23 protein-coding genes and 2 tRNA genes are annotated in these 26,238 nt (G+C 70.3%); 18 read left to right on the top strand and 7 right to left on the bottom strand.

What is annotated here, in order from left to right; all coding sequences use genetic code 11:
• The first annotated feature begins 25 nt into the window (after nt 1-25).
• Together RMT89_RS17585 and RMT89_RS17580 are read left to right on the top strand one after the other, a co-directional pair.
• Nucleotides 26-448 carry a hypothetical protein gene (locus RMT89_RS17585; RefSeq protein WP_315884696.1) on the top strand — a complete coding sequence of 141 codons (423 nt, stop codon included), beginning with the start codon at nt 26-28 and terminating at the stop codon, nt 446-448.
• Nucleotides 449-601: 153 nt separating this feature from the next.
• Complete coding sequence (locus RMT89_RS17580) at nt 602-754, top strand: hypothetical protein (RefSeq protein WP_176711650.1); 153 nt, start codon at nt 602-604, stop codon at nt 752-754.
• Nucleotides 755-824: 70 nt separating this feature from the next.
• Here the strand turns inward: RMT89_RS17580 and RMT89_RS17575 are convergent, their stop codons facing one another.
• Entirely contained in the window at nt 825-1,385 is a 561-nt protein-coding gene (locus RMT89_RS17575) for a CGNR zinc finger domain-containing protein (protein ID WP_315884695.1), read from the bottom strand.
• 291 nt (nt 1,386-1,676) lie between these two features.
• Nucleotides 1,677-2,090 (bottom strand): SsgA family sporulation/cell division regulator, encoded by a 414-nt coding sequence (locus RMT89_RS17570; protein WP_004002642.1) that lies wholly within the window; start codon nt 2,088-2,090, stop codon nt 1,677-1,679.
• Nucleotides 2,091-2,281: 191 nt separating this feature from the next.
• On the opposite strand from RMT89_RS17570, the gene RMT89_RS17565 reads away from it, so the two are divergent.
• From RMT89_RS17565 to RMT89_RS17535, 7 genes are all read left to right on the top strand, one after another.
• Entirely contained in the window at nt 2,282-2,734 is a 453-nt protein-coding gene (locus RMT89_RS17565) for a TIGR02611 family protein (protein WP_315884694.1), read from the top strand.
• An 88-nt stretch (nt 2,735-2,822) separates the two neighbouring features.
• Nucleotides 2,823-2,894, top strand: a tRNA-Val gene (locus tag RMT89_RS17560).
• Nucleotides 2,895-3,234: 340 nt separating this feature from the next.
• Nucleotides 3,235-4,521, top strand: coding sequence for an extracellular solute-binding protein (locus RMT89_RS17555; protein WP_315884693.1), 1,287 nt, complete (start codon nt 3,235-3,237; stop codon nt 4,519-4,521).
• 14 nt (nt 4,522-4,535) lie between these two features.
• Nucleotides 4,536-5,492 carry a sugar ABC transporter permease gene (locus RMT89_RS17550; protein ID WP_315884692.1) on the top strand — a complete coding sequence of 319 codons (957 nt, stop codon included), beginning with the start codon at nt 4,536-4,538 and terminating at the stop codon, nt 5,490-5,492.
• A complete protein-coding gene (locus RMT89_RS17545; RefSeq protein ID WP_315884691.1) occupies nt 5,489-6,364 on the top strand; it encodes a carbohydrate ABC transporter permease in 876 nt (291 codons plus the stop codon). The genes RMT89_RS17550 and RMT89_RS17545 overlap by 4 nt, the downstream gene beginning before the upstream one ends.
• Before the next feature lie 17 nt (nt 6,365-6,381).
• On the top strand, nt 6,382-6,960 hold the full coding sequence (locus RMT89_RS17540) for a hypothetical protein (RefSeq protein WP_315884690.1): 579 nt from the start codon (nt 6,382-6,384) through the stop codon (nt 6,958-6,960).
• 86 nt (nt 6,961-7,046) lie between these two features.
• Complete coding sequence (locus tag RMT89_RS17535; protein ID WP_315884689.1) at nt 7,047-9,785, top strand: Tat pathway signal sequence domain protein; 2,739 nt, start codon at nt 7,047-7,049, stop codon at nt 9,783-9,785.
• 172 nt (nt 9,786-9,957) lie between these two features.
• Here the strand turns inward: RMT89_RS17535 and RMT89_RS17530 are convergent, their stop codons facing one another.
• A complete protein-coding gene (locus RMT89_RS17530; RefSeq protein ID WP_315884688.1) occupies nt 9,958-12,252 on the bottom strand; it encodes an SCO7613 C-terminal domain-containing membrane protein in 2,295 nt (764 codons plus the stop codon).
• Between the two features lie 84 nt (nt 12,253-12,336).
• Between RMT89_RS17530 and RMT89_RS17525 the strand changes: the two genes are divergently transcribed.
• Both RMT89_RS17525 and RMT89_RS17520 read left to right on the top strand, forming a co-directional pair.
• Nucleotides 12,337-12,783: an SRPBCC family protein gene (locus tag RMT89_RS17525; protein ID WP_315884687.1), complete on the top strand. Its 447-nt coding sequence runs from the start codon at nt 12,337-12,339 to the stop codon at nt 12,781-12,783.
• Between the two features lie 39 nt (nt 12,784-12,822).
• Nucleotides 12,823-12,894: transfer RNA gene (locus tag RMT89_RS17520), tRNA-Val, on the top strand.
• A gap of 38 nt (nt 12,895-12,932) precedes the next feature.
• Here the strand turns inward: RMT89_RS17520 and RMT89_RS17515 are convergent.
• On the bottom strand, nt 12,933-13,658 hold the full coding sequence (locus RMT89_RS17515; RefSeq protein ID WP_315884686.1) for a 3'-5' exonuclease: 726 nt from the start codon (nt 13,656-13,658) through the stop codon (nt 12,933-12,935).
• 168 nt (nt 13,659-13,826) lie between these two features.
• Between RMT89_RS17515 and RMT89_RS17510 the strand changes: the two genes are divergently transcribed.
• The 3 genes from RMT89_RS17510 (at nt 13,827) to thrS (ending at nt 17,678) form a co-directional block, all read left to right on the top strand.
• Nucleotides 13,827-14,393 carry a DUF4365 domain-containing protein gene (locus RMT89_RS17510; RefSeq protein ID WP_315884685.1) on the top strand — a complete coding sequence of 189 codons (567 nt, stop codon included), beginning with the start codon at nt 13,827-13,829 and terminating at the stop codon, nt 14,391-14,393.
• Entirely contained in the window at nt 14,390-15,610 is a 1,221-nt protein-coding gene (locus RMT89_RS17505; RefSeq protein ID WP_315884684.1) for a hypothetical protein, read from the top strand. The genes RMT89_RS17510 and RMT89_RS17505 overlap by 4 nt, the downstream gene beginning before the upstream one ends.
• 91 nt (nt 15,611-15,701) lie before the next feature.
• Nucleotides 15,702-17,678 (top strand): threonine--tRNA ligase, encoded by a 1,977-nt coding sequence (thrS, locus tag RMT89_RS17500; RefSeq protein ID WP_315884683.1) that lies wholly within the window; start codon nt 15,702-15,704, stop codon nt 17,676-17,678.
• A 27-nt stretch (nt 17,679-17,705) separates the two neighbouring features.
• Here the strand turns inward: thrS and RMT89_RS17495 are convergent, their stop codons facing one another.
• Entirely contained in the window at nt 17,706-18,362 is a 657-nt protein-coding gene (locus RMT89_RS17495; RefSeq protein ID WP_315884682.1) for an ion channel, read from the bottom strand.
• Nucleotides 18,363-18,429: 67 nt separating this feature from the next.
• Here RMT89_RS17495 and RMT89_RS17490 point away from each other — a divergent pair, with 67 nt between their 5' ends.
• Nucleotides 18,430-18,990: an HIT domain-containing protein gene (locus RMT89_RS17490; protein ID WP_315884681.1), complete on the top strand. Its 561-nt coding sequence runs from the start codon at nt 18,430-18,432 to the stop codon at nt 18,988-18,990.
• Nucleotides 18,991-19,006: 16 nt separating this feature from the next.
• Here RMT89_RS17490 and RMT89_RS17485 read toward each other — a convergent pair whose 3' ends face one another.
• Nucleotides 19,007-20,662: a hypothetical protein gene (locus tag RMT89_RS17485; protein ID WP_315884680.1), complete on the bottom strand. Its 1,656-nt coding sequence runs from the start codon at nt 20,660-20,662 to the stop codon at nt 19,007-19,009.
• A 210-nt stretch (nt 20,663-20,872) separates the two neighbouring features.
• Entirely contained in the window at nt 20,873-23,071 is a 2,199-nt protein-coding gene (locus RMT89_RS17480; RefSeq protein WP_315884679.1) for an elongation factor G-like protein EF-G2, read from the bottom strand.
• A gap of 206 nt (nt 23,072-23,277) precedes the next feature.
• On the opposite strand from RMT89_RS17480, the gene pgsA reads away from it, so the two are divergent.
• From pgsA to RMT89_RS17465, 3 genes are read left to right on the top strand one after another with little or no spacing between them, the layout of a single operon-like run.
• Nucleotides 23,278-24,012, top strand: coding sequence for a phosphatidylinositol phosphate synthase (gene pgsA / locus RMT89_RS17475; protein ID WP_315884722.1), 735 nt, complete (start codon nt 23,278-23,280; stop codon nt 24,010-24,012).
• On the top strand, nt 24,009-24,929 hold the full coding sequence (locus RMT89_RS17470) for a phosphatidylinositol mannoside acyltransferase (protein WP_315884678.1): 921 nt from the start codon (nt 24,009-24,011) through the stop codon (nt 24,927-24,929). The genes pgsA and RMT89_RS17470 overlap by 4 nt, the downstream gene beginning before the upstream one ends.
• Nucleotides 24,926-26,092, top strand: coding sequence for a glycosyltransferase family 4 protein (locus RMT89_RS17465; protein ID WP_315884677.1), 1,167 nt, complete (start codon nt 24,926-24,928; stop codon nt 26,090-26,092). The genes RMT89_RS17470 and RMT89_RS17465 overlap by 4 nt, the downstream gene beginning before the upstream one ends.
• Nucleotides 26,093-26,238 lie beyond the last annotated feature (146 nt).

The raw sequence follows: 26,238 nt of genomic DNA, 5'->3' as shown, positions 1-26,238 counted from the left end.
GACCGAATCCTGTCTGGAGGACCGGATGATTGCCGAGACCGTCTGTTCCGCCGTCGCCGCGGCCGGCCTGGGCATCGCGGCGGTCACGGCGTACCGCAAGCGTTTCCTGTCCGCCGCCAGGATCGCCGCCTACTCGCTCGTTCCGCTCGGCCTGGTGATGACCGGGGTCGTCGAGTGGCTGGCGGACACCGCCTTCAGTCCGGTCGCGTGGGCGGGCTTCGGCGTGCTCGGCGCCTCCTGGATGCTGTTCGCGAGCACCCGCGCCGTGGAGCGCCGCCGGGGTGGCGGCGCCCGCAAGGAGGCCCGGTCCGCTCGGCGTGACGCGGTGGCCCCGGCGGCCTCGGCGCCCTCCATGGGCTCAAGCTCCCGCCCGGCGGCCAAGCCTGCGGCGGCCCCCCAGGAGGACTTCAGCGACATCGAGGCCATCCTGAAGAAGCACGGCATATGACGGCCGCATGCCGGCTGAAACGACACAGTGGGTCGCCGTCCGCCCGTAATCGATCACGACCGGACCGGACATCGCGGATTAAGGCGAACTCCCGCTACTTCCGGGCGTGTTGATCGCACAGGGAGCGTTTACTGCGTCATCATCGCCCGCGAGATGCTGGACACGACACAGAGCGAGACCGCGCCGCCGCAGGACGAGCCGCGCGGATGCCTCTTCGCCCTTTCCCAGCCACCGCTGATGATCTTCCTTGCGGTGATCGGGTGTCTGCTGCTCATGGCTGCGCTGCACGACCTGCTGCTGCTCTGAGCCGTACCCGCGGCCCCCGGCGCCACCCGCCGGGGCCCGCGTCGACGCCGATGTCCGGCCCCGGAGGTTCTCAGCCGGCCGCTTCCTTGCGTCGCGCCCGGTAGGCGGCGACATGGAGCCGGTTGCCGCAGGTGCGGCTGTCGCAGTACCGCCGGGAGCGATTGCGGGACAGGTCGACGAAGGCGCGACGGCAGTCGGGGGCCTCGCAGCGCCGCAGCCGCTCCTGCTCCCCGGCGACCACGAAGAACGCCAGCGCCATGCCGCCGTCGGCCGCCAGGTGGTCGGCGACGGAGGCACCGGGTGCGAAGTAGTGCACATGCCAGTCGTATCCGTCGTGATCGGTGAGCCGGGGAGTGGTGCCCGCGGCGGCGACCAGCTCGTTGATCAGGCCGGCGGCGTCCCGGGGGTCCGGCGCCGCGAAGATCGCGGCGAACCTGGCCCGGATCTTGCGCACCGCGGACAGGTCCAGCTCCGAGAGCACGCCGACATCGCTGATCTCGTGCCTGCGCACGAAATCGGCGAGCGCCGCGACGTCCGGCAGCGCGTCGGCCGTCGTGTCGTCCTCCGGTGCGGTGTTCACCAGATCCACGACGGCGTCGAGGGCGCACCGGGTGTCGTGGGTGATCAGCACGTTTCGCTCCCTGGCCTGAGGGTCGGGCGCGGGCGCCCGCCGATGCTGGCCGATGGTAGTAGCTTCGCCGACGGCACTACGGCCGCGCCAGGTGCGTGGTAGCCGGGGGCAACCGAATAGGCGCCGCCGACCGCGAGATCGGGCCTCGGCGGAGCCGGACCCACGCACGCCGACGCCGCCCCGCAAGTGACTCACGGTGACGGCGTCGGTGCATACCGTATGCGATTGTTGACCTGTGCCCGAGCCGTCTCCCCGAGTCGACGGCGCCGGGCGGCTTCGTGGTGCCCCGCCTCAGCTCTCCGCCAGGATGTGTGAGAGCTCCTGGTCGAGATCGAAGTGCCGGTGTTCCGTGCCGGGCGGCACGGCGGCGTCCGTTCGCTTCAGGAAGGACTCCAGGGCCCGGGCCGGGGCCTCCAGCAGGGCCTCGCCCTCCGGGGAGCTCAGGGCGATGCAGACGACCCCCTGGCCATGACTGCGCGACGGCCAGACTCGGACGTCGCCGGTCCCGGTGGGCCGGTGCAGGCCCTCGGCAAGGAGGTCGCGGGCGAACACCCACTCGACGGTCTCCTCGGCTCCGGTGTGGAAGGTGGCGTGCACGGCGTAGGGGTCGGCCGTGTCGTACCGCAGGCCTGCGGGGACAGGCAGGGAGGACTCGCTCGACACAACGAGGCGCAGGTGCAGCTCGCAGCTGACCGTGGTGTTCATAAGCGCCAGGGCCTTTCGCTCAGTGTGCGCTCGGGGATTCGCACGTCGGCGAAATCGACATGCCACCTACGGTGCCGTTGTAAACCCCTCTGAGTGTTTTGCGTGCCTTTACGTAACTCTTCCGGCCGACGACCCGTTCGCGAGGTACGACCATTCCGGTGACTGGTTTCTCTCCGGTAGGGTTTGGCCGTATGAACACGGGGAGTAGCGAGCCTGGCGAGGTGGCCATGGCGTCGAACGAGACCGAAGTGGACGGCGCGAAGGCCGAGCAGGGGCTCGGTTCGAGAGCGCCGGAATTCATCAAGGTGCGCCGTCTGCTGCACCTGAGCTGGCAGGTGGGCGTCTTCGTCATCGGCCTGGCGGTCGTGGGGCTCGGCATCGTGATGCTGCCGCTGCCCGGTCCCGGCTGGGTGGTGATCTTCGCCGGCATGGCGATCTGGGCCACCGAGTTCGTCTGGGCCCAGCTGGTGCTGCGCTGGACCAAGCGCAAGGTCACCGAGGCCGCCCAGCGCGCCCTTGACCCCAAGGTGCGCCGCCGCAACATCATTCTGACATCGGTCGGTCTGGTGATCGTGGCCGTCCTGTGCGGGATCTACCTCTGGAAGTTCGGGCTCGTGATGCCCTGGAAGATCAAGGACCAGTGATCCGTCGAGGGGGTGCGGGGGCCGGCCGCTCAGTGTCCTTGCTGGTCACAGGCACGCCCTGACATGGGGTAATGTTCTTCCTGCGCCCGGGCGATTAGCTCAGTGGGAGAGCGCTTCGTTCACACCGAAGAGGTCACTGGTTCGAACCCAGTATCGCCCACCCGGGACGACGGCCCGTCTGCTTCAGAGCAGACGGGCCGTCGTCGTTCGGTGTGGGCTCCGGCCTCCCGTCCGGCGAGACGACTTTCGGCCGAGCGGGCCGAGTGTCCGGTGTCGCACATCCCGTTCGGCCGGCCGACCTCACGCACCCCACCTGCGACGACTCCCCGCCGGGCGCGGTTTGTCGCCTCCGTGGGCGCCCGGACCGCCGCCCCCCTCCGCAAGAAATTCCTGTCCGAATCATTGACGCACCCCGAGGCCCTCCGTAACTTGTGCCAGCAAGCGCTTACTTGAAACGATTCATGCAGGCGGCAATGACGCTGCGGGGAGGTGGCCCAACCATGGGAACCAGCAGGAATGTTGAGAGGCGAACGATCCTGAAGGTGGCCGGCGCTTCGGCGGCCGCGCTCGGGCTGGGCGCGACGGCTGCGTGCGGCGGTGACAGTGGTTCCGGCGACGGGACGGTGACGCTCCGTTACGCCTGGTGGGGTGGCGAGCCGCGCACCATCGCCATCAAGAAGACGATCGCGCTCTTCGAGAAGAAGTACCCGAAGATCAAGATCAAGCCGGAATTCACGGACTACGCGGCGTTCTGGGAGAAGTTCCAGACGCAGGCCTCCGGCGGGAATCCGCCGGACGTTTTCCAGAATGCGGTCGGCTTTCTTCGCAAGTACGACAAGCGCGGCGTTCTGATGGATCTCAAGGCGCAGGCGGACTCGGGGAATCTGAGCCTGGAGAACTTCCGCAACGGCGTTCTGGCGAACGGTCAGGTCGAGGGCAAGCAGCTCGGCATCCCCGTCGGCGCCAACACCATGGCCCTCGTCATCGACCTCAAGGCCTTCAAGAAGGCAGGTGTGGAGGCCAAGTTCGGCTGGACGTGGGACGAGTACTTCGACGCGCTCCAGACCATCCAGGACAGGCTGAAGATCGCCGGTGACACCGGCTACTTCGGCATCATGTACCTCTACGACCTGTATCTGCGTCAGAACGGCAAGGCCTTCTTCACCGACTCCGATCTCGGCTTCACCGAGGACGATCTGACGCAGTGGTGGGAGGACGGCTACAAGCGCGTCAGGTCCGGGCTTGTCGCCGACCCGAAGAAGATCGAGCAGGTCGCGCCCAAGTCGGGCCTGTCGGCGGGACTAGCCGCCTCCGAGTTCACCTGGGACAACTTCTCCATCCGCTACGAGGGCGAGGGCGAGTCGGACTACGGGCTCGCGCCGATCCCCACCACGGACGGCAAGCAGACCGGCCAGTACCTCGGTTCGCTGATGCTCAGCGCCTTCTCCGGGACCAAGTACCCCAAGGAAGTCGCCCAGTTCATCGACTTCATGGTCCATGACCCCGGGGTCGGCAAGATCATGGGCTACGACCGCGGCATCCTCGCCACGACCGAGCAGTACGAGGCGTTCACGCCCACCGACGACAACAACAAGGGCGTCAAGGCGTACGAGGAGGAGGTCGCCGACGCCGGCGTCCTCGGGAAGATCACCCCGCACCCGTCCGGCGCCGACATCATCGAGGCGGCGTTCCTGCGGCTCGGCGGTGAGGTCGCCCAGGGCAAGACCAAGCCGGCCGATGCCGCCAAGGCGCTGTTCAGCGAGGCCAAGGCCGCGTTCGCGGGCTGAGGGGACGTACCACCATGACGCTCGTCAAGGAAGCGCCCGTGCGCCCGGCGAAGAAGCGGTCCGCCGCTCCTGCCGCCGGGCGGCGCGGGCGGCGCCGCGAGAACCTCGCCGGTTATCTCTTCATGTCGCCGTGGATCGCGGGGTTCCTGCTGCTCACGGCGGGGCCGATGATCGCGTCGCTGTACTACGCGTTCACCAGCTACAACCTGTTCACGCCGCCCCAGTGGGTGGGGCTCGACAACTTCACGACGATGTTCCAGGACCCGCGCTGGCAGAAGTCGGTCGAGGTCACATTGAAGTACGTCGTCGTGGCCACACCGCTGAAGCTGCTGCTCGCGCTCGGCGTCGCGCTGCTGCTCGCACAGAGCCGGCGCGGACAGGGCCTGTACCGGGCCGCGTTCTACATGCCCTCGCTCATCGGCGCCAGCGTCTCCGTGGGCTTTGTGTGGCGGGCGCTGTTCTCCGACGACGCGGTCGTGGACCGTACGCAGAAGATCTTCGGTCTCGATGTGGGCGGCTGGATCGGCAACCCCGACTACGTCATCTACGCCCTGGTGGCCCTGAGCATCTGGCAGTTCGGCGCGCCGATGGTCATCTTCCTGGCCGGCCTCAAGCAGGTCCCGCGGGAACTGTACGAGGCCGCCGAGGTCGACGGGGCCGGTCCGCTGCGGCGGTTCTGGAACATCACGCTGCCGATGATCTCCCCGGTGCTGTTCTTCAACGTACTGCTGGAGTCCATCCACGCGTTCCAGGTCTTCGGCTCCGCCTACGTCGTCTCCGACACCCGGTGCGGGCCCGCCGACGCCACGCTCGTCTACACCTGTTACCTCTACCAGAAGGGCTTCAAGGAGGCCCAGATGGGCTTCGCCTCCGCGATGGCCTGGACGCTGGTGGTAGCGGTGGCGCTGGTCACGGCGGTCCTGTTCTGGTCGCAGAAGAAGTGGGTGCACTACGAGGAGGCCGCCAAGTGACCACCGCCACCAGCCCTGCCGTGCGCACCGCGAACGAGCGCAAGCGCACCGGATCGATCGTCTGGCACGTGGGCGCGCTGCTCATCCTCGCGGTCGTCCTGTATCCCGTGATCTGGGTCGTCGGTGCCGCGTTCAAGCCGAGCAAGGACATCATCGCCAGCCTCGACCTGCTGCCCGCGAAGCCGGTCTGGGCGAACTTCTCCGGGCTCGCCGACGGTATCTCCGGCATCTCCATCAGCAGCTTCTTCATGAACTCGCTGATGTACGCGGTCCTCGCCGTGGTCGGTGTCGTGGTGTCCAGCTCGCTGACCGCGTACGCCTTCGCCAAGATCGGGTTCGCGGGCCGGAACCTGCTGTTCACGCTGATGATCGGCACGCTGCTGCTGCCGTACCACGTGCTGCTCATCCCGCAGTACGTGATGTTCCGCAAGCTGGAGCTCGTCGACACGCTGGTGCCGCTCGTCGCGGGCAAGTTCCTTGCCGTGGAGGCGTTCTTCGTCTTCCTGATGGTGCAGTTCATGCGCGGGCTGCCGCGCGAGCTGGACGAGGCGGCCAAGCTCGACGGCTGCGGGCACTTCAGGACCTACTGGTCCATCGTGCTTCCGCTGTGCCGCCCGGCGATCATCACCAGCGCCATCTTCACCTTCATCAACGCCTGGAACGACTTCATGGGGCCGTTGATCTACCTCAACACCCCTGAGAAGTACACGGTCTCGCTCGGCCTGATGATGTTCCGCGACCAGGAGGGCATCTCCAACTACGGCAGCATGATCGCGATGTCGCTGGTGGCGCTGGTGCCGGTCATCGCCTTCTTCATGGCCTTCCAGCGGTATCTGATCGACGGTATGGCGACCTCCGGGCTGAAGGGCTGACCATGGCCGAGGCGCGCATGAAAGCACGCAAGGAGTCCATGTTCGGCGAGCGCTTCGCCGTCTTCGCCGAGGCGCTGCTCACCGGCGTGTGGATCGCCGTGGCCTGCCTCGGGGTCGTCACCTGTCCCGCGGCCTTCGCCGCCGGCGCACGGCATCTGCGACGCCGTACCGGCCATGAGGCCGGTGGCTGGCGGGAGTTCGTCGCGGACTTCCGGGCGGCCCTGCGCGGGGGATGGATCGTCGGGCTCGCCGGCTGGGCCGTGGCCGCCGCGGTCTGGGTGGACGTCCAGGCCGCGCGGGCCGGGCTGCCCGGCGGGCAGATCGTCGGGGCCGTCGGGCTGTTCGCGCTGATCGGTCTTGCCGTGGCCCTTCTGCGGGCGGCGGCCGTCTGGACGCCGGGCGGCTCCTGGCGGGCACTGCTCGCGGACGCCGGGCGCCGGACCGTGCTCGATCCCGCCGGATCCTTTCTGATCATCGCCGGTCTCGCCGTCGTGGCCCTGTCCGCCGCGTTCATCGCACCGCTCGCGGTCCCGGTGATCGGGGCCGTCGCGGCGGCGGCCGTCGCCGTGGAGGAGCGGTACCGGCACCACCGCTGACCTCGCATCAGGCCGGCGCCCCCCCCAGGCGCCGTACCTCTCTCTGCCATGCCCCTGCCCATCCCATTCGCACGGAAGGAACGGTCATGTCCCCCATCCCTCGCAGGTCCCTCCTCAAAGCGGCCGCCGTCGCCGGCGCCGCCGCACAGTTCAGCTGGGCCCTAGGGGCCAAGGACGCGCAGGCCGCGCCCAGAGCCGCGGCCGGTGACGGCGACCCCGTGACCCTGGACTGGCTGGAGGACGGTGGCCTCGGCGCGGCTCCCGGCTCGACCCTCGGTGTGCCCTGGCCCAAGGGCGCCTTCCAGGAGGACCAGACCTTCGCGCTGACGGACGCGGACGGCAAGGCCGTGCCCGTACAGACCTGGCCGATCGCATACTGGCCCGACGGCTCCCTCAAGTGGACCGCGCACGCGGTGAGTTCGGGAGGCTCCGGCAAGCTCACCCTCGCCGCCGGTGAGCCCGCCGCCCCCGAGAAGAAGGTCACCGTCGACAAGAGCGGCGGCACGATCGACATCTCGACCGGTGTGATCACCGCGAAGATCGGCACGTCCGGCGCCACACTGATCAAGTCCGTCACCCGCGGCTCCACCGAGATCGCCAAGGACGGCAAGCTCGTCCTGATCCGCCAGCCCGAGATCGAGGACGAGGACCAGGGCGCGGTCAAGACCGAGCGCTTCGACGGTGCCATCGCGAAGGTCGAGGTCGAGCAGGAGGGCCCGGTCCGCGCGGTCGTCCGCATCGACGGCAAGCACCGCAAGGGCAACCGCAGTTGGATGCCCTTCTCCATCCGCCTCTACTTCTACGCGGGCGCCGACTCCTTCCGCATGGTGCACACGATCACCTACGACGGCACCCAGGAAGCGGGCAAGGCCGGCGGCGACTTCATCCGTGGCCTCGGCGTCCGCTTCACCGTCCCCATGCGCGACCAGTCCTACGACCGCCACATCCGCATCGGCGGCGAGGGCACCGGCATGCTCCGCGAGGCCGTCAAGGGCATCACCGGACTGCGCCGGGACCCGGGCGCGGCCGTCCAGGCGGCCCAGTTCGAGGGCAAGAAGCTGCCCGACCCGGCGACTTGGGACCAGCGGGTCACCACGCGTCTTCAGTACATCCCCGAGTGGGGCGACTACACCCTTTCCCAGCTCTCCGCCGACGGCTTCACCCTGCGCAAGCGGACGAAGAAGGGCTACGGCTGGATCGGCGCCGGCGGCGGGCGGCGGGCCAACGGCTTCGGCTATGTCGGTGGCGTGAGCGGCGGATTCTCCTTCGGGCTGCGGGACTTCTGGGAGAAGTTCCCCGCCCAGCTCGACATCCGCGACGCCCACACCGACGAGGCCGAGGTCACCCTCTGGCTCTGGTCGCCCGAGGCGCAGCCCATGGACCTGCGCTTCTACCACGACGGCATGGGCCAGGACACCTTCCCCGAGCAGCTCGAAGGCCTCAACATCACCTACGAGGACTACGAACCCGGCTTCGGCACCCCGTACGGCATCGCCCGCACCTCCGAACTCCTCTTCTGGGCCAACGAGTCGACCCCGTCGGCGGACGCGCTGGCCGAACAGGCCGAGGCCGTAAGGGTGCTGCCGCAGCTCGCCGCGCCGCCCAAGCAGCTCATCAAGGCCGGCGTCTTCGGCCCCGGCCTGTACTCCGAGCCCGACCGCTCCACTCCCGCCAAGGCAAAGATCGAGGACCACCTCGACTTCCTCTTCACCTACTACAAGGACCAGGTGGAGATGCGCCGTTGGTACGGCTTCTGGGACTACGGCGACATCATGCACACCTACGACAACGCCCGGCACCAGTGGCGGTACGACATCGGCGGCTACGCCTGGGACAACTCCGAGCTGTCGCCGGACCTGTGGCTCTGGTTCGCGTACCTGCGCTCCGGCCGCGCGGACATCTTCCGCTTCGCCGAGGCGATGACCCGGCACACCGGAGAGGTCGACGTCTACCACATCGGCAAGTGGGCGGGGCTCGGCACCCGGCACGGCGTGCAGCACCACGGCGACAGCGCCAAGCAGCAGCGCATCGCCAACGCCACCTACCGGCGCTACTACTACTTCCTCACCGCCGACGAACGCGTCGGCGACCTCATGCACGCCAACGTCGACTCCGACGAGACGTTCCTCGTCCTCGACCCGATCCGCAAGATCCGCACCGAGCCGTACACGCCTGACCGGAACGCGCTGTCGGTCGGCTTCGGCACGGACTGGAGCGGTCTGGTATCGGCCTGGCTGACCGAGTGGGAGCGCAAGGGGCCCAAGTGGGAGAAGGCCAGGGCGCGGGTGCTGTCCACGATGGAGACCATCGCCGCGCAGCCCAACGGATTTGTGCAGGGCACCGGGCTCTACGACCTGGACACCGGGAAGTTCGCCATCGCCGAGAAGCCGGTGGTGGGGGTCTCGCATCTGTCCGCGGTGTTCGGCCTCAACGAACTGTGCGTCGAGCTCATCGACCTCGTCGACATGCCCAGGTTCCACGAGGCGTACTTCGACTACTGCCGGTACTTCAACGCCACCAAGGCCGAGCAGGCGGCGCGCTACGGCTCCGACTTCGGGACGCTGCTGCTCTTCCAGGGTCACTCGCGGCTTGACGCGTACGCAGCTGTGCAGACCGGGGACGAGAAGTTGGCCAAGCGGGCGTGGGAGAAGTTCTACAACTCCGACGGGTACAAGGAGTCCGCGCCCTGGACGACGCAGAAACTGAGCGGGCCGGCTTCCTTGGTGCCGGGCAGCGAGGCCACCTGGGTGTCCACCAACGACACCTCGTTGTACGGCCTCGCCGCCATCGAGAACCTGGCACTGCTGGGAGACAAGATGCCGTAGCGGCCCGCTAGTGCCGCGACAGGCGACGTTCGCCCCGTCGCGACGCCCGGCACGCACTCTCGCCGCACCGGACGAAAGCCCAAGTAAGTCCAGTACGAGGGCTTCCGGCCGGCACGCCGAGAGCACGCACCGGACGCCGCTCCTTGACGGGCAAACGTTGCCTGCCGCGGCACTAGTTCATCTTCCCCAGGACCTCCCGCACCCGTCGGACGTCCCTCAGGCGCTGCTCGTACGTCGCACCCAGGGCGAGCAGCAGGAGGCCGGCGAGTGCGGGAGGCGCCCAGCGGGGGAGGGCGTCGGTCACCTGGACGATGTACGGGGCCAGTTCGTGCAGGGCGTCCAGGGCCAGCACTGCGCCGCCGAGCAGCAGCGGTGCCTGGAGCTGGTGGCCGCCGCCCAGCAGGGTGAGCGACAGGGCCGCCAGGCCCAGCAGGAGCGGGCGCGTCCAGTGCGGGTCGGCCCAGGCCGCGACCAGGCTCGGCAGCAGGGTCGCGGCCAGGCCCGGGCCGTACGCCGTCCAGGACGAGGTCTGCGGATCGCGGCGCCTGCGCAGGGCGCCCACCAGCAGGGCAGGGATGGCCACCGGGAGCGTGTAGGCCTCCGCTATGCCGACCTCCCAGGCTGCCAGGCGGACCCAGGTGGCCAGGACGAAGAGGGCGGCGGAGGCGTAGGCGACGGGGCGGCGGTCCGGCCGTAGCGCCGTGGCCGCGGTGATCACGCCGCCCAGGGCGAGGACGAGCGCGAGCATCGGTGGGTCCGTGATCGTGAGCACGATGGCGAGGAGTCCCGCGGTGACGCCTGTGACCTCGATCGGGAGCGCTGCCTCGGCGTCGCGTGCGGCGAGCAGGGCGGCGGCCACCGGGACGGTCAGGACCAGCAGTGCGGTGTGCTGCGGTGCCCAGTCCGCGGCGGCGCCGATCGCGCAGGTCAGCGCGGTGGCGTAGGCGAGGGCCGTCGGTGCCGCTATGACGGCGCGCCGCCAGGAGGCCGCCGCGAAGAGGATCGTCAGCGTAGTGAGGACGGTGAGGGTCGCGGACTGTGCGGCGAGGGCGAGGAGAGCCGCGTGGAGGGACGTGGCTACGGCGAGGACGGCGGCCGTCGGCGCTGCCGAGATCATGGCGAGGGCTGTCAGTGACAGCGCCACCAACAGGCCTGCCTCGTAGGGCAGTTCCAGCACCGGTGGCAGGACGAGCGCCGTCGCCCACGCGAGCACCAGCGCCGCCGTCCTCGCCCCCGGGCGGGCGGTGAACGCCAGTACGGCGGCGATGGCGGCCAGCACCAGCGGGGCCGTCTCCGACTGCGGAGGCCAGGGCACCTCGGCCGTCACCGCGGCTCGGATGTCCGACGGCGCGCCGGACCAGGGGCGGTCGATCCAGGCGAGCGGGCCCAGCAGGGTGACGGCGACGAGCGGTGCCGCCCACAGCGCGGCGAGGGCCTGGACGGCCGCGGACGCCTGACCGAGGCCCTGGCGCACGGGCTCGGGCAGCCGCTGTGCGCGTACCGCCGCCAACAGGGCGACGCCGCACGCCAGATACACCGGAACCGTCCAGACCTCCGGCAGCACCACACGCGGGACGCTGCCCACAGCCGCGACCAGGAGGAGACCGCCGAGGGGCGCGGCCACTACAGCCGTGCGCCAGGCCGCCGCCAGGGCGATCAGCGCCGCGAGGAGGAGGAGCGCCGCCGCACGGGCGGCGGCGCTCGGACCGGCGGCCGTCCAGGACAGACCCCCGGCCGTCAGTACGCCCCCGGCGCCCATGCCGTACGCGCCGACGGCGGCGGCGACCCGTACGGAACGGGTGGGCACCCGGAGCGCCACAGCTGTGTCGAAACCGGCCGTGACCAGCAACGCGGCGGCCAGCCAGTACGGGCCGGCGTCCGACGCCAATACCCACAGCAACAGCGGGAGTTGGGCCGACGTCAGCGCGGTGGGCAGCGGCAGCCGCAGCTCGGCCGTCCTCGGCAGCAGGCCGTACGCCGTCCAGAGCGCCGCGAGCACTGCCGTCGCGACGGCCGTATAGCCGGCCCCGTCCGCCTCGCTCAGCGCGACCTCGTGCAGCGCGTACACGTCCAGCACCGTCAGTGCCAGACCGAGCCCCGCCACCGCCTCCGCCGTCGAGCGCAGGCCACGGGCCAGCAGCGGCACCGGTGTCGCGAGCGCCGCCACCGTGACCGCGCCCAGCACCGCGGACCGCCCCACGATGCCCAGATGCCCCCAGCCGACCAGCGTGAAGGCCATCGCGGCGATGGTGAGCAGCGCGCCGCCCAGGATCAGCAGCACGTTCTGCACGCGCGGCGGGGAGGCCTCGGGGCGCGGCGGCGCGGCGACCGGCGCGGGCCGGGCCGCGTCCAGGGTGGCGACCAGCCAGCCGCGACGGGCGAGCAACTGGGACCAGCGGGCGTCCAGTTGCCGCAGCTCGGCGTCGAGGAGCCGCAACTCCTCGGCTGGGGACGGGATGTGCGTCATGCCTCGGAGTGTGGCCCGCGTCACGCCGCGCGGCATGAGTGCGCATACTCAGGACGTACTCAGATCCGGTGCCACACTCTGCCCATGGACTGGTCCCATTACCGATTCCGCAGCCTGTGGACCCTGCCCGCGGCGCCCGCCGCCGTCTACGACGCCCTGGAGCGCGCCGAGGACTACCCCCTGTGGTGGCCCCAGGTGCGCGAGGTGAACCGGCTCGACGACACCAGTGGCGTGGTCCGTATCCGCTCCCTCCTGCCGTACGACCTGACCTTCACCGCGCGCGAGGTGCGGCGCGATCCGGCGGCCGGGGTGCTGGAGATCGCCATGGCCGGAGATCTGGAGGGCTGGGCGCGCTGGACCGTCACCCCGGACGGCACCGGCAGCCTGGCCCGCTACGAGCAGGTCGTCGACGTGCGCAAGCCGCTGATGCGAACCCTGGCCGTGCCCGGACGGCCCGTCTTCCGGGCCAACCACTGGCTGATGATGCGGGCCGGACGGCGCGGCCTCGCCGCCCACTTGGAAGCGGTTTGAAGGAAGCCCGCGAAGACCTGTATTGTTCAGTGCGTTCCCGGGCGATTAGCTCAGTGGGAGAGCGCTTCGTTCACACCGAAGAGGTCACTGGTTCGAACCCAGTATCGCCCACCGGGAAAAAGGGCCGGTCCGTATGGACCGGCCCTTTTTCATGCCGCCGCCGGAAGGTCCGGACGCAGCGGCCACGCCGGGTCCACCGCCTCCTCCGTGCCGCTGCGCGCGAACCACGCCTGCAGCCCACGCGCCTGCGCGGCATGCCACACCGCCTGCAACGTGTGCAGTTCGGCGGGCGAGAGCCGCTCAAGACGCGCCGCGAAACGGCGCCCCACCGCCCGTACGACATCCAGCGCGGCCAGCGCGTCAGCGCCGGCGTCATGCGCGCCGTCCAGTGTGACCCCGTAGTGCGCGCACAGGTCGGTGAGCGTGCGCCGGCCCTTGCGATAGCGGTCCAGATGCTTGTCCAGGACCCTTGGATCGAGCACCAGCAGCGGGCTCGTCTCGAACCAGTGGGCGAGCGACGACGCCCGATGGCGGCGCAGCTCACGATCCAGGATCGTCAGATCGAACGGCGCGTTCATCACCACCAGCGGGCGGCCCGCGACGGCCTGTTCGGCCAGTTCCTCGGCTATCTCGTGCATCACCGGCGCGGGCCAGCGGCCGTTGCGCTGCAGATGCTCCTCCGTCAGCCCGTGCACCGCCGTCGCCGACTCCGGCACCGGCACACCCGGGTTGACCAGCCACCGGGTCACCCGTGGCCGGGTGCCCGGGGCGTCCTGAATCACGACGGCCGCCGAGACGATCCGGTCGGTCTCGACGTCCACGCCTGTCGTCTCCGTGTCGAATGCCGCCAGCGGGCCCTCATACCAGCTCGCCATACCTACACAACCCCTCGTTCACCCACGGCAGCTGACGCACCGTCTTCTGCCTGTTTGGTGATACCCGGGCTGTTTGCGCCGTACGCCGGAAGGACACAACAGGAGTGCGGGTCTTTGCAGTTCAGCGGCCCGGTACGGGGATTCACTTGGCTTGGAAGGCTGTTGGTCATGGCGATAGCGCAGCCCGAGCGGGGCGGGCTGCTGCCCGAACGCACGGGCCCCCATCGCGGTTCACTCGCCACCACCGCCTGCATGGAGACACTGCAGGTGGGCTATCTGCACGCGGTCGCGGCGGCCGCGGGGTGCTCGCTGTCGCAGCCATTCCCGGACAACGGCATCGACTGGCACGTCAGTCACGGCTCACCCGGGCACACGGTCGACGACGAGGTCACCATCAAGGTGCAGCTCAAAGCCACCTACCAGATCCCGCCCAACCCTCCCGGCCGCGCCTTCTCCTTCACGCTGGACAACGACCACCTGCGCAAGCTCGCCCGCACCCCGGTCTCCGTGCACAAGATCCTCGTCGTGATGCTCGTCCCGCGGTCCCAGGACGACTGGCTGCGCGCCAGCCACGACCGGCTCGACCTCAGGCACTGCTGCTACTGGGTCAACCTCGCAGGACACCCGGTCACCGGCCGCACCCGGACCTCCGTGCGGATCCCGACCTCACGCATCTTCGACGACCGTGCGCTGTGCGAGATCATGACGCGGGTCGGGACGGGAGGCAGACCATGACGCACCGCCCGATCGAGGAGCCCCTGCGGCCGGTCAGGCCGCACCCTGTCGACGCCGCCGTCTGGCACCGTCCCCCCGAGCCCGACCAGGTCGACCCCGCCGTGCTCAGCGCCCTGCTGCACCGGCACGGCTGGCAGCGCCGCGGCGGCGCCGCCGGACGCTACGGCCGCTGGACCCCGCCGGGCCCCGGCGGTGGCGGCACCAGCCTGCTCGTGCCCGAGAACCGCGCCTTCCCCGACAGCGACGACCTGCTCGGCGAGGCGCTCGTCGCCCTGTCCCGCAGCGGCACCCCCTCCGCCCGCGAGGTGCTCGTCTCCCTCGCCGTGCCCAGCGACGAGATCCGGTGGTGGCGGGACGTCCCCACCGGGCCCGCGGGCACCACGCCCTGGACCGTGGAGGAGCAACTGCGCACCTCCGCGCGCCAGACGCTCCTCGCCGCCGCCCTCGCCACCCGCGCGCGTGCCGGCTATTACGGTGCCCGGCACCGCCGCCCCGCCGCCGCGATGCTGGAGAACGTCCTGGTCGGCTCCCCGTCCGGCGGCCGCCGGCTGACCGCCTTCGTGCCCGTCGCCACCGGCCGGCCGCTCGCCGTACGCCTGCACCAGGCGCTGTACGCCGCCCGTGAGGCCATCGACTACCAGCGGGCCACCGGCGGCATGGACGCCTTCGACGGCGCCGTCGAGGCGGGCGTGAGCCGGGAACTCACCGACGCCCTGATCGCCCTCGTCCGGGGCACCGAGGGCGCGCGCATCGCCGTCGAGTGGGCGCCCGCCGCCGGTGTCCCCGAGGGCTGCGCGGCCGGCGCCGAGGCCGTCGAGTTCTCCCCGGGCGACCTGCCGGTGCTGCGCGAGGCCGGGGCCCGCTATCTGCGCGAGGAACCCTCCGTCTCCGTGCGCATCACCGGCGCCGTGGTCCGGATGCGCAGGTCGGGGCCGCGCGGGGAGGGCACGGTACGGCTGCGGGTGCTGGCCGGCGCCGAGATCCCGCACATCCGGCTCACCCTGGACGAGGAGGCCTACCGGATCGCCGGGCACGCGCACCTGGTCGGACTGCCGGTGCGGGTGCACGGGCGGCTGGAGAGCCGGGGCGGCTTCCGCAAGCTCACCGGGGTCTTTGGGGTCGTACCCGTGCAGGTGGACGAGGCGGAGCGGGACCGGCTGATGAAGTCGCTCCAGGAGAATCTCGACTTCTTCGAGGAAGCCTGCGGAGGGGACTGATTTCGCCCTGGGTGGGTGCGGGTCGGTACGATCCCGTCATGCGCGCGCTCCCGGTATGGCGCCGCAGCCCACCTTCAGTCAGGAGAGACCGGTGTCAGACGTCCGTGTGATCATCCAACGCGATTCCGAGCGGGAAGAGCGCGTGGTGACGACGGGCACTACGGCCGCCGACCTCTTCGCAGCGGAGCGCTCGATCATCGCCGCGCGCGTGGGGGGCGAGCTCAAGGACCTGTCGTACGTCCTGGCCGACGGCGAGGAGGTCGAGGGCGTCGAGATCTCCTCCGAGGACGGTCTGAACATCCTGCGCCACTCCACCGCGCACGTCATGGCGCAGGCCGTGCAGGAGCTGTTCCCCGAGGCCAAGCTGGGCATCGGCCCGCCGGTCAAGGACGGCTTCTACTACGACTTCGACGTCGAGAAGCCGTTCACGCCCGAGGATCTCAAGGCCATCGAGAAGAAGATGCAGGAGATCCAGAAGCGGGGGCAGAAGTTCGCCCGCCGCGTGGTGACCGACGAGGCCGCCCGTGAGGAACTCGCGAACGAGCCCTACAAGCTGGAGCTGATCGGCCTCAAGGGCTCCGCGTCCTCCGACGACGGCGCGGACGTCGAGGTCGGCGCCGGCGAGCTGACGATCTACGACAACCTGGACGCCAAGACCGGCGAGCTGTGCTGGAAGGACCTCTGCCGCGGTCCCCACCTGCCCTCGACCCGGCTGATCCCGGCCTTCAAGCTGATGCGCAACGCCGCCGCGTACTGGCGCGGCAGCGAGAAGAACCCGATGCTGCAGCGCGTCTACGGCACCGCATGGCCGTCCAAGGACGAGCTCAAGGGCTACCTGGACTTCCTCGCCGAGGCCGAGAAGCGCGACCACCGCAAGCTGGGCAACGAACTCGACCTGTTCTCCATCCCGGAGCAGATCGGCTCCGGCCTCGCGGTCTTCCACCCCAAGGGCGGCATCATCCGCCGGGTCATGGAGGACTACTCGCGCCGCCGCCACGAGGAAGAGGGCTACGAGTTCGTCTACACCCCGCACGCGACGAAGGGGAAGCTCTTCGAGACGTCCGGGCACCTGGACTGGTACGCCGAGGGCATGTACCCGCCCATGCAGCTCGACGAGGGCGTGGACTACTACCTCAAGCCCATGAACTGCCCGATGCACAACCTGATCTTCGACGCGCGCGGCCGGTCGTACCGTGAACTGCCGCTGCGCCTCTTCGAGTTCGGGACCGTGTACCGGTACGAGAAGTCGGGCGTCGTGCACGGCCTGACCCGCGCGCGTGGCTTCACGCAGGACGACGCGCACATCTACTGCACCCGTGAGCAGATGTCGGAGGAGCTCGACAAGACGCTCACCTTCGTCCTCGGCCTGCTGCGCGACTACGGTCTGACCGACTTCTACCTGGAGCTGTCCACCAAGGACCCGGAGAAGTTCGTCGGCTCCGACGAGGTCTGGGAGGAGGCGACCGAGACGCTGCGCCAGGTCGCCGAGAAGCAGGGCCTGCCCCTCGTCCCGGACCCGGGCGGCGCCGCCTTCTACGGCCCGAAGATCTCCGTCCAGACCAAGGATGCCATCGGCCGGACCTGGCAGATGTCGACGATCCAGCTCGACTTCAACCTGCCCGAGCGCTTCGACCTGGAGTACACCTCCGCGGACGGCTCCAAGCAGCGCCCGGTCATGATCCACCGCGCGCTGTTCGGCTCCATCGAGCGGTTCTTCGCGGTGCTGCTGGAGCACTACGCGGGCGCCTTCCCGGCGTGGCTGGCGCCCGTCCAGGCGATCGGCATCCCGATCGGCGACGGGCACGTGGACTTCCTGGAGAAGTTCGCCGCCGCCGCCAAGAAGAAGGGCCTGCGGGTCGAGGTGGACTCCTCCTCCGACCGTATGCAGAAGAAGATCCGCAACGCCCAGAAGCAGAAGGTGCCCTTCATGGTCATCGCGGGCGACGAGGACATGGCCAACAACGCCGTCTCCTTCCGCTACCGCGACGGCTCGCAGGAGAACGGCATCCCCTTCGACGAGGCCATCGCGAAGATCCAGAAGGTCGTCGAGGAGCGGGCGCAGGTCTGATCCGGTGCTGTCAGGCCCCCGGGGAGTTCAGCTTCCCGGGGGCCTTTCGTCGTCCTCCCGGGAGAACACCTGGATCAGCCACGACGAGAACGAGCCGGTGACGGCGCCGAGCAGGGCCAGACCGCCGGCCATCATGCCGACGGCGATCACCCGGCCCCAGAAGGTGACAGGCGTGACGTCGCCATAGCCCACGGTGGTGAGCGTCGCGCAGGTCCACCAGAGGGCGTCGCCGAAGGTGTGCATGGACGTGCCCGGCGCCCCGCGCTCCCGCTGGTACACCGCCAGGGCGCCCGCGAAGCCGAGCAGCACGGCCGACACCCCGGCGTAGGTGATCACGCGCGCGTACAGCGACAGCCGGGGCTGTCCGTGCCGGCGCTGGACCGCCTCGTACAGCCGGACCACCCGCAGCGGACGCAGCAACGGCAGCAGCACCACCAGCGCGTCCAGCCAGTTCCTCCGTACGAAGCGCAGCCCCTGGCCGCTGAGGTGCCAGCGGACCGCGTAATCCACGGCGAACAGCGTCCAGGCGCCCAGCATCACCGCCAGGGTCAGATCCTGCCCGAACCCGGTGAGACCGGTGGCCAGGACGCGGACCGCGTACGCGGTGAGGAAGGCGACGGACGCCAGCGCGAGCGGCACCTCGGTGCGCTGCTCCCAGGGGCCCTGAGGATCGTCTTCGTGCACGCGCCCAGCTTCGCCCGAGCCGCTTTCCCGCGAACCCCGGCGACACGGCTCGAACGGGCGACGCCATATGCTGCATGGCATGACGAGTGAGCCGGAGCAGCAGTGGGGAGTGGGGACGCAGGACGCGTTCCAGCGTCTGTGGACACCCCATCGGATGGCCTACATCCAGGGCGAGAACAAGCCGACCGGCCCGGGGGCCGAGGACGGCTGTCCCTTCTGCTCCATCCCGGCCAAGTCCGACGAGGACGGGCTCATCGTCCGGCGCGGCGAGCTGGTCTACGCGGTGCTGAATCTGTACCCGTACAACGGCGGCCACCTGATGGTCGTGCCCTACCGGCATGTCGCGGACTACACCGATCTCACCGAGCCGGAGACCATCGAGCTGGCGGCCCTGACCAAGCAGGCGATGACGGCCCTGCGGACCGCGTCCGGGGCGCACGGCTTCAACATCGGCATGAACCAGGGCACGGTCGCCGGCGCCGGTATCGCGGCCCACCTCCACCAGCACATCGTCCCGCGCTGGGGAGGCGACACGAACTTCATGCCGGTGGTGGGGCACACGAAGGTGCTGCCGCAGCTGCTGGCGGACACCAGGAAGATGCTGGCCGAGTCGTGGCCGACGGCATGATGCGGGCGTAACACGGCTACACGTCGTACACGTCAGCCTTCCGAGGCGACGGGTCCTGCACCGCCGTACTCAAGAACGCGGACCTCGACCCGAACTTCTCCGTGTTCACGCCGTTCTCCTCCAGCACCCTTATCGCCGCCGCATGTACGACCCGCAGCACCGGTGTAGCCGCTCGCAGGGCGTCGTCGGCCATGAAGCGATGGCGCCACGGCTTGTCCGCCCAGGCGTGCCGGAGGCCGAAGGGCTCGGGCAGGCTCAGGGTGCCGCCGAGCCAGTTCAGCAGCGGGGGATACCAGCCGAGCGGGGCCCGGGCCGCGAGCCGCACGACCTCGTCGGCGTCGACCAGCGGCAGCTTGATCGTCCGGGTCTCCCAGGGCTTGAGGGACTTGCTGACCTCCTTCGTGGGGGCCTCGGACTTCGACGTGAACAGGGAGTGCACCGGGCCGAGCGCATGCCCGGTGACCTCGATGCGCAACGTCTCGTGCAGCACGGTGACCGTGATCAGCATGGTGATCACCAGCTGACCGTCCCACAGCGTCCACTGCACGCCCAGGTAGTGCCGGTCGCCCGCGCCGAACTGCTGCTTGTTGCAGATGTCCTGTATGGCGTGCTGCTTGACCTGGTAGGCCTCCACGTCCGTGCCGCCGGGCCGGGCCACCGCCTTGGCGTTCTCGCCGATCGGCGTGACGATCCAGTGCCGTATGGACGGGGTCGGGAAGCCGCCGGTGTTCAGCGGGCCGCGGGCCAGCATCTTCAGCTGGTCGTGGATCGAGCGTATGACGTCCCAGCTGCGGAACGGGTGGATCTCCCGGTGCGGGTCCGCCTGGACCAGGTCCTCGGCGAGCTGCCAGCTGCCCCAGCGGGTGCCCATGCCGAGGATGCCCTTGGGTCCGGCGTAGAACACGGAGTTGGACTGCTGCTCGGCGCTCAGCTTGGCCAGGGACTGGCGGAGCTGCTCGGCCGCGTTCTCGCCGGGGCTGCTCGGTACGGCCTCGGGGACCTTGGCGCCGACGCTGCTGCCCGCGATCAGGCTGTCCCAGCGCTCGCGCAGGTCCTTCGCCGTGCGCTCGCAGATCTGCTTGGCCAGGTACCAGCCGATGACGGGCAGGACGACCGCCGCGCGCGCGTACCAGGCCCAGAAGCCGGAAAACGGCATGCGGATCAGGAAGATCACGGCGAGCGCGCCCACCGCGACGAGGAGGGCGGTGGCGAGCGCACCGGCCCGCCGGTCCGCGCGTTTGGCCATGGTGGTGCGCAGTTGGAAGACCAGCAGCCAGATCAGCAGGCCGGGCAGGAACAGCACCCCGCACAGGACCATGACGACGGTCAGGCGGTTGTCGCGCTCCTTGCGGAGGTTGTTGGCCGCGAGGCAGTGCTCGACCACGACCTGGGGTTCGGCGCCGAAGGACTGGATGAGCGGTTTGCGGCCGGGGCCGACCATGCGGTCGACGACCGCGCGGGAGAAGGCCTCGCCGAGGTTCGGCTTGAACAGTTTGAGCTTGCCGGCCTTGACGGCCGACTGATGCCATTCGCTGTTGGCGTCGAGGATCTTCTCCACCGGGGTGTCGCGATAGGCCGCCGAGGCCAGCGCGAACGTCGCCGTCTGTCCCTCGTCGCCCGTGCGCGGCACCTGGGGACCGAAGATGTCCCCGTAACCGCCGTCAACGGCCATTCCCGCCCCCGATCGCCGCACACTGTCGTTCTGCGGCCTTCCCGACTTCCTTGCCCGGCACACCTGTTGATCAGGTCATCAGCGTATCCGCAGCCACCGACAGTTCGTCGGCGGACGGCCGAAGCCGTCCGCCGACGCGGAGGGGAGCGTTCCACAAAGGCCTTTCGGGTGGGGCCCCTTCGGCCCCACCTGGGTTGTGCCCGGTGCCAACTACGCGGAATCCCGGGTCTCTTCACGGATCCTTTCGGCGATCTGCGGCGGCATCGGCTCGTGCCGCGCGTAGGAGCGGTTGAAGCGGGCGGTGCCGTGCGAGAGGGAACGCAGGTCGACGGCGTACCGGCCGATCTCGATCTCCGGCACCTCGGCGCGGACCAGCGTGCGTCCGCCGGGGGTCTGTTCGGTGCCGAGCACCCGGCCGCGCCGCCCCGAGAGGTCGCTCATCACGGCGCCCACGTACTCGTCGCCGACCAGTACGGTCACCTCGGCGACCGGTTCCAGGAGGTGGATCTTCGCGTCGGCCGCGGCCTCCCGCAGCGCCAGCGCTCCGGCCGTCTGGAAGGCGGCGTCGGAGGAGTCCACCGAGTGGGCCTTGCCGTCGAGGAGCGTGATCCGGACGTCGATGAGCGGATGACCGGCCGCGACTCCCTTGGCGGCCTGGGCCCGTACGCCCTTCTCGACGGACGGGATGAACTGCCGCGGCACCGCCCCGCCGACCACCTTGTCCACGAACTCGATGCCCGAGCCGCCGGGCAGCGGCTCGACCTCGATCTCGCAGATGGCGTACTGCCCGTGCCCGCCGGACTGCTTCACATGCCGACCGCGCCCGGCCGACTTGGCGGCGAACGTCTCCCGCAGGGAGACCCGGTGCGGTACGACGTCGACCTGGACGCCGTAGCGGCTGCGCAGCCGTTCCAGGGCGACGTCGGCGTGGGCTTCACCGAGGCACCACAGGACGACCTGGTGGGTGTCCTGGTTCTGCTCCAGGCGCATGGTGGGGTCCTCGGCGACCAGCCGGGACAGGCCCTGGGAGAGCTTGTCCTCGTCGGCCTTGCTGTGCGCCTGGATGGCGAGCGGCAGCAGCGGGTCGGGCATCTCCCAGGGCTCCATCAGGAGCGGGTCGTCCTTGGCGGAGAGGGTGTCGCCGGTCTCCGCGCGGTTCAGCTTCGCCACGCACGCGAGGTCGCCCGCGATGCAGTGGCTGAGCGGCCGCTGCTGTTTGCCGAACGGCCGGGACAGGGCGCCGATCCGTTCGTCGACGTCGTGGTCCTCGTGCCCGCGGTCGGCAAGCCCGTGCCCGGAGACATGGACGGTCTCGTCGGGGTGCAGGGTGCCGGAGAAGACACGCACGAGCGAGACCCGGCCGACATACGGGTCGGACGCCGTCTTCACGACCTCCGCGACCAGCGGCCCGTCCGGATCGCACTGCTTCAGCTCGCGCGGCTTGCCGTCGACGGTCGTGACGCGGGGCGCCTCGCGCTCCAGCGGCGTCGGGAAGCCGCCGGTGACCAGCTCCAGCAGCTCGATGGTGCCGAGCCCCTGCCGGGCGCCCTCGGCCGCGGGGGCGGCGGCCAGGACGGGGAAGAAGACTCCGCGCGCGACCGCGCGCTCCAGGTCGTCGATGAGCGTTTTCACGTCGATCTGCTCGCCGCCGAGATAGCGGTCCATGAGGGTCTCGTCCTCGCTCTCGGCGATGATCCCCTCGATGAGCCGGTTGCGGGCCTCCTCGATCCCCGGCAGCAGGTCCTCGCCCGGCTCGGACTCCTTGCGCCCCCCGGAGGAGTAGTCGAACAGCTTCTGCGACAGCAGCCCGATCAGTCCGGTCACCGGCGCATGACCGTCCGGCGCCTGCGGTCCGTGCAGCGGCAGATAGAGCGGGAGCACGGCGTCAGGATCGTCGGCGCCGAAGGCGTCCGCGCAGATCCGCGTCATCTCCTCGTAGTCCGCCCGCGCGGACTCCAGGTGCGTGACCACGATGGCGCGCGGCATGCCGACGGCCGCGCACTCCTCCCACACCATGCGGGTCGAGCCGTCCACGCCGTCCGAGGCGGAGACGACGAAAAGGGCCGCGTCCGCCGCTCGCAGACCGGCCCTGAGTTCCCCGACGAAGTCGGCGTATCCGGGGGTGTCCAGAAGATTGACCTTGATGCCGTCCCATTCGACGGGCACCAGGGAGAGCTGTACCGACCGTTGCTGGCGGTGCTCGATGTCGTCGTAGTCCGAGACGGTGCCGCCGTCCTCCACGCGGCCCGCCCGGTTCACTGCCCCCGCGGTGAGCGCGAGAGCTTCCACCAATGTCGTCTTGCCCGATCCGGAGTGGCCGACCAGCACCACATTCCGTACGGACGCGGGGTGGTCGGCCGCTGTTGCCCTGCCGGCGGCTCCGGGGTGTGCGTTCGCCTTGTCGCCCATGGCCTTGCCTCCCGTGCACGGTGAGGTCATTTGTGGGCGCGGACATGCGGATCCGCGTGCGGTGGCGGCTCCGGTGACGCCCGCGGTTCTTCGAGCTTTCCACTCCCGTCACGGTGCGTCCATACGGAGGACGTGATCGCGCCCGCCGCTCCCGCGCGTTGTGTGAACCGGCGCCCGGCCGCCAGCCGTGCGCGCGCGTGGCTACGATGGGCCAGCCGGTGGCCAGCAGGGGCCGCGCGGCCACACCGAACCTCGGGAAGGCCATGCTGAACAAGTACGCGCGTGCATTCTTCACGCGTGTCCTCACACCGTTCGCCGCGTTTCTGATCCGGCGGGGCGTCAGCCCCGACACGGTCACGCTGATCGGCACCGCCGGCGTGATGGCGGGCGCGCTGGTGTTCTACCCGCAGGGCGAGCTCTTCTGGGGCACGGTCGTGATCACGCTGTTCGTGTTCTCGGACCTGGTCGACGGCAACATGGCCCGGCAGCTGGGCCGCTCCAGCCGCTGGGGCGCCTTCCTGGACTCCACGCTCGACCGCGTCGCCGACGGCGCGATCTTCGGCGGCTTCGCGCTCTGGTACGCCGGGGGCGGCGACGACCTCGTCCTGTGCGCGGTCTCGATCTTCTGTCTGGCGAGCGGCCAGGTGGTGTCGTACACCAAGGCCCGGGGCGAGTCGATCGGTCTTCCGGTCGCCGTGAACGGTCTGGTCGAGCGGGCCGAGCGCCTGGTGATCTCCCTGGTCGCGGCCGGTCTCGCGGGCCTGCACGACTTCGGGGTACCCGGGATCCAGTACCTGCTGCCCGTCGCGCTGTGGATCGTCGCAGTGGGCAGCCTGGTCACGCTGATCCAGCGCGTCGTCACCGTGCGCCGCGAGGCCGCAGAGGCGGACGCGGAGGCCGCCCCGGAGAACGCCGCGCAGGGGAGCGAGGCGGCGAAATGAGCGCCCAGGAGCGGCTGACGGACGCGCTGTACGGCCTTGGCTGGGGCACCGTCAGGAGGCTTCCCGAGCCGGTCGCGGTACGGCTCGGCCGGACGATCGCGGACGCCGCCTGGAAGCGGCGCGGCAAGGGCGTGCAGCGGCTGGAGAGCAACTACGCGCGCGTGGTGCCCGACGCGAGCCCGGAGCGCCTCGCCGAGCTCTCGCGCGCGGGCATGCGCTCGTATCTGCGCTACTGGATGGAGTCCTTCCGCCTCCCGGCCTGGAGCGCGGAACGCGTCAAGACGGGGTTCGACGCCAAGGACCTGCACTACCTGACCGACGGTCTCGCGGCCGGGAAGGGCGTCATCCTGGCGCTGCCGCACCTGGGCAACTGGGATCTGGCCGGTGCCTGGGTGACCACCAAGCTGCAGACGCCGTTCACGACGGTCGCCGAGCGCCTGAAGCCGGAGACCCTCTACGACCGGTTCGTCGCCTACCGCGAGGGCCTCGGCATGGAGGTGCTGCCGCACAGCGGCGGCTCCGCGTTCGGCACACTGGCCCGGCGACTGCGCGACGGCGGGCTGGTCTGCCTGGTCGCCGACCGTGATCTGTCCGCCTCCGGCGTCGAGGTCAAGTTCTTCGGCGAGACGGCCCGGATGCCGGCCGGACCTGCCCTGCTCGCCCAGCAGACGGGTGCGCTGCTGCTGCCGGTGACGCTCTGGTACGACGACTCGCCCGTGATGCGGGGGCGGGTGCATCCGCCTGTCGAGGTGCCCGAGACAGGTACCCGGGCCGAGAAGACGTCTGTCATGACACAGGCGCTGGCAGATGCCTTCGCCACGGGGATCGCCGAGCATCCGGAGGACTGGCACATGCTGCAGCGCTTGTGGGTGGCCGATCTCGACCCAGCTCTCGATGCCGAGAAGGGCTCGTCGTGAGGATCGGCATCGTCTGCCCGTACTCCTGGGACGTGCCGGGCGGCGTCCAGTTCCACATCCGCGATCTCGCCGAGTACTTCATCCGGCTCGGCCACGAGGTGTCCGTGCTCGCCCCCGCCGACGACGACACCCCCCTGCCGCCGTACGTCGTCTCGGCGGGCCGCGCGGTCCCGGTGCCGTACAACGGCTCGGTGGCCCGGCTGAACTTCGGGTTCCTGTCGGCGGCGCGGGTGCGGCGCTGGCTGCACGACGGCGCGTTCGACGTCGTCCACATCCACGAGCCGTCCTCGCCGTCCCTCGGGCTGCTGACCTGCTGGGCAGCGCAGGGCCCGCTGGTCGCCACCTTCCACACCTCGAACCCGCGCTCCAAGGCCATGATCGCCGCGTACTCGATCCTCCAGGCCGCCCTGGAGAAGATCAGCGCGCGCATCGCGGTCAGCGAGTACGCCCGCCGCACGCTGGTGGAACACCTGGGCGGGGACGCGGTCGTCATCCCCAACGGCGTCGACGTCGACTTCTTCGCCAAGGCCGAGCCCAAGCCGGAGTGGCAGGGCGACACGATCGGCTTCATAGGGCGGATCGACGAGCCCCGCAAGGGCCTGCCGGTGCTGATGAAGGCGCTGCCGAAGATCCTCGCCGCCCGGCCGCAGAGCAGGCTGCTGGTCGCCGGGCGCGGCGACGAGGAGGAGGCGGTGGCGAACCTGCCCCGGGAACTGCGCTCGCGCGTGGAGTTCCTCGGCATGGTCAGCGACGAGGACAAGGCCCGCTTCCTGCGCAGTGTCGACCTCTACGTCGCCCCCAACACCGGCGGCGAGAGCTTCGGGATCATCCTGGTCGAGGCGATGTCGGCGGGGGCACCGGTGCTCGCCTCGGACCTGGACGCCTTCGCGCAGGTGCTGGACCAGGGAGCGGCGGGCGAACTCTTCGCCAACGAGGACGCCGACGCGCTCGCCGAGGCGGCGGTACGCCTGCTGGAGGACCCGGCCCGCCGCGCCGAACTGCGCGAGCGGGGCAGCGCCCATGTCCGCCGCTTCGACTGGTCGACGGTCGGCGCGGACATCCTGTCGGTGTACGAGACGGTGACCGACGGGACGACAGCGGTGGCAGCGGCGGACGAGCGGGCGCCGGGGCTGCGGGCGCGGTTGGGGTTGGCGCGGGACTGAACGCACGCGCGCGCGGGGGCCGGTCGGCAGGGTGTGCGCGTAGGGCTTGAGGTGACGGCGCGCATCGGGGCTCGCGGCGTCCGCGCGCGTGCATGAGGGCTGTGGCGGCGGCACGCGCGCGTGGGCGCTCGTAGCGCCCGGGCCGG

It is taken from the genome of Streptomyces sp. P17 (assembly GCF_032436805.1).
Taxonomy (GTDB): domain Bacteria; phylum Actinomycetota; class Actinomycetes; order Streptomycetales; family Streptomycetaceae; genus Streptomyces.
The sequence above is the reverse complement of the archived record's forward strand: the minus strand, read 5'-3'. Positions and strand labels throughout refer to the sequence as shown.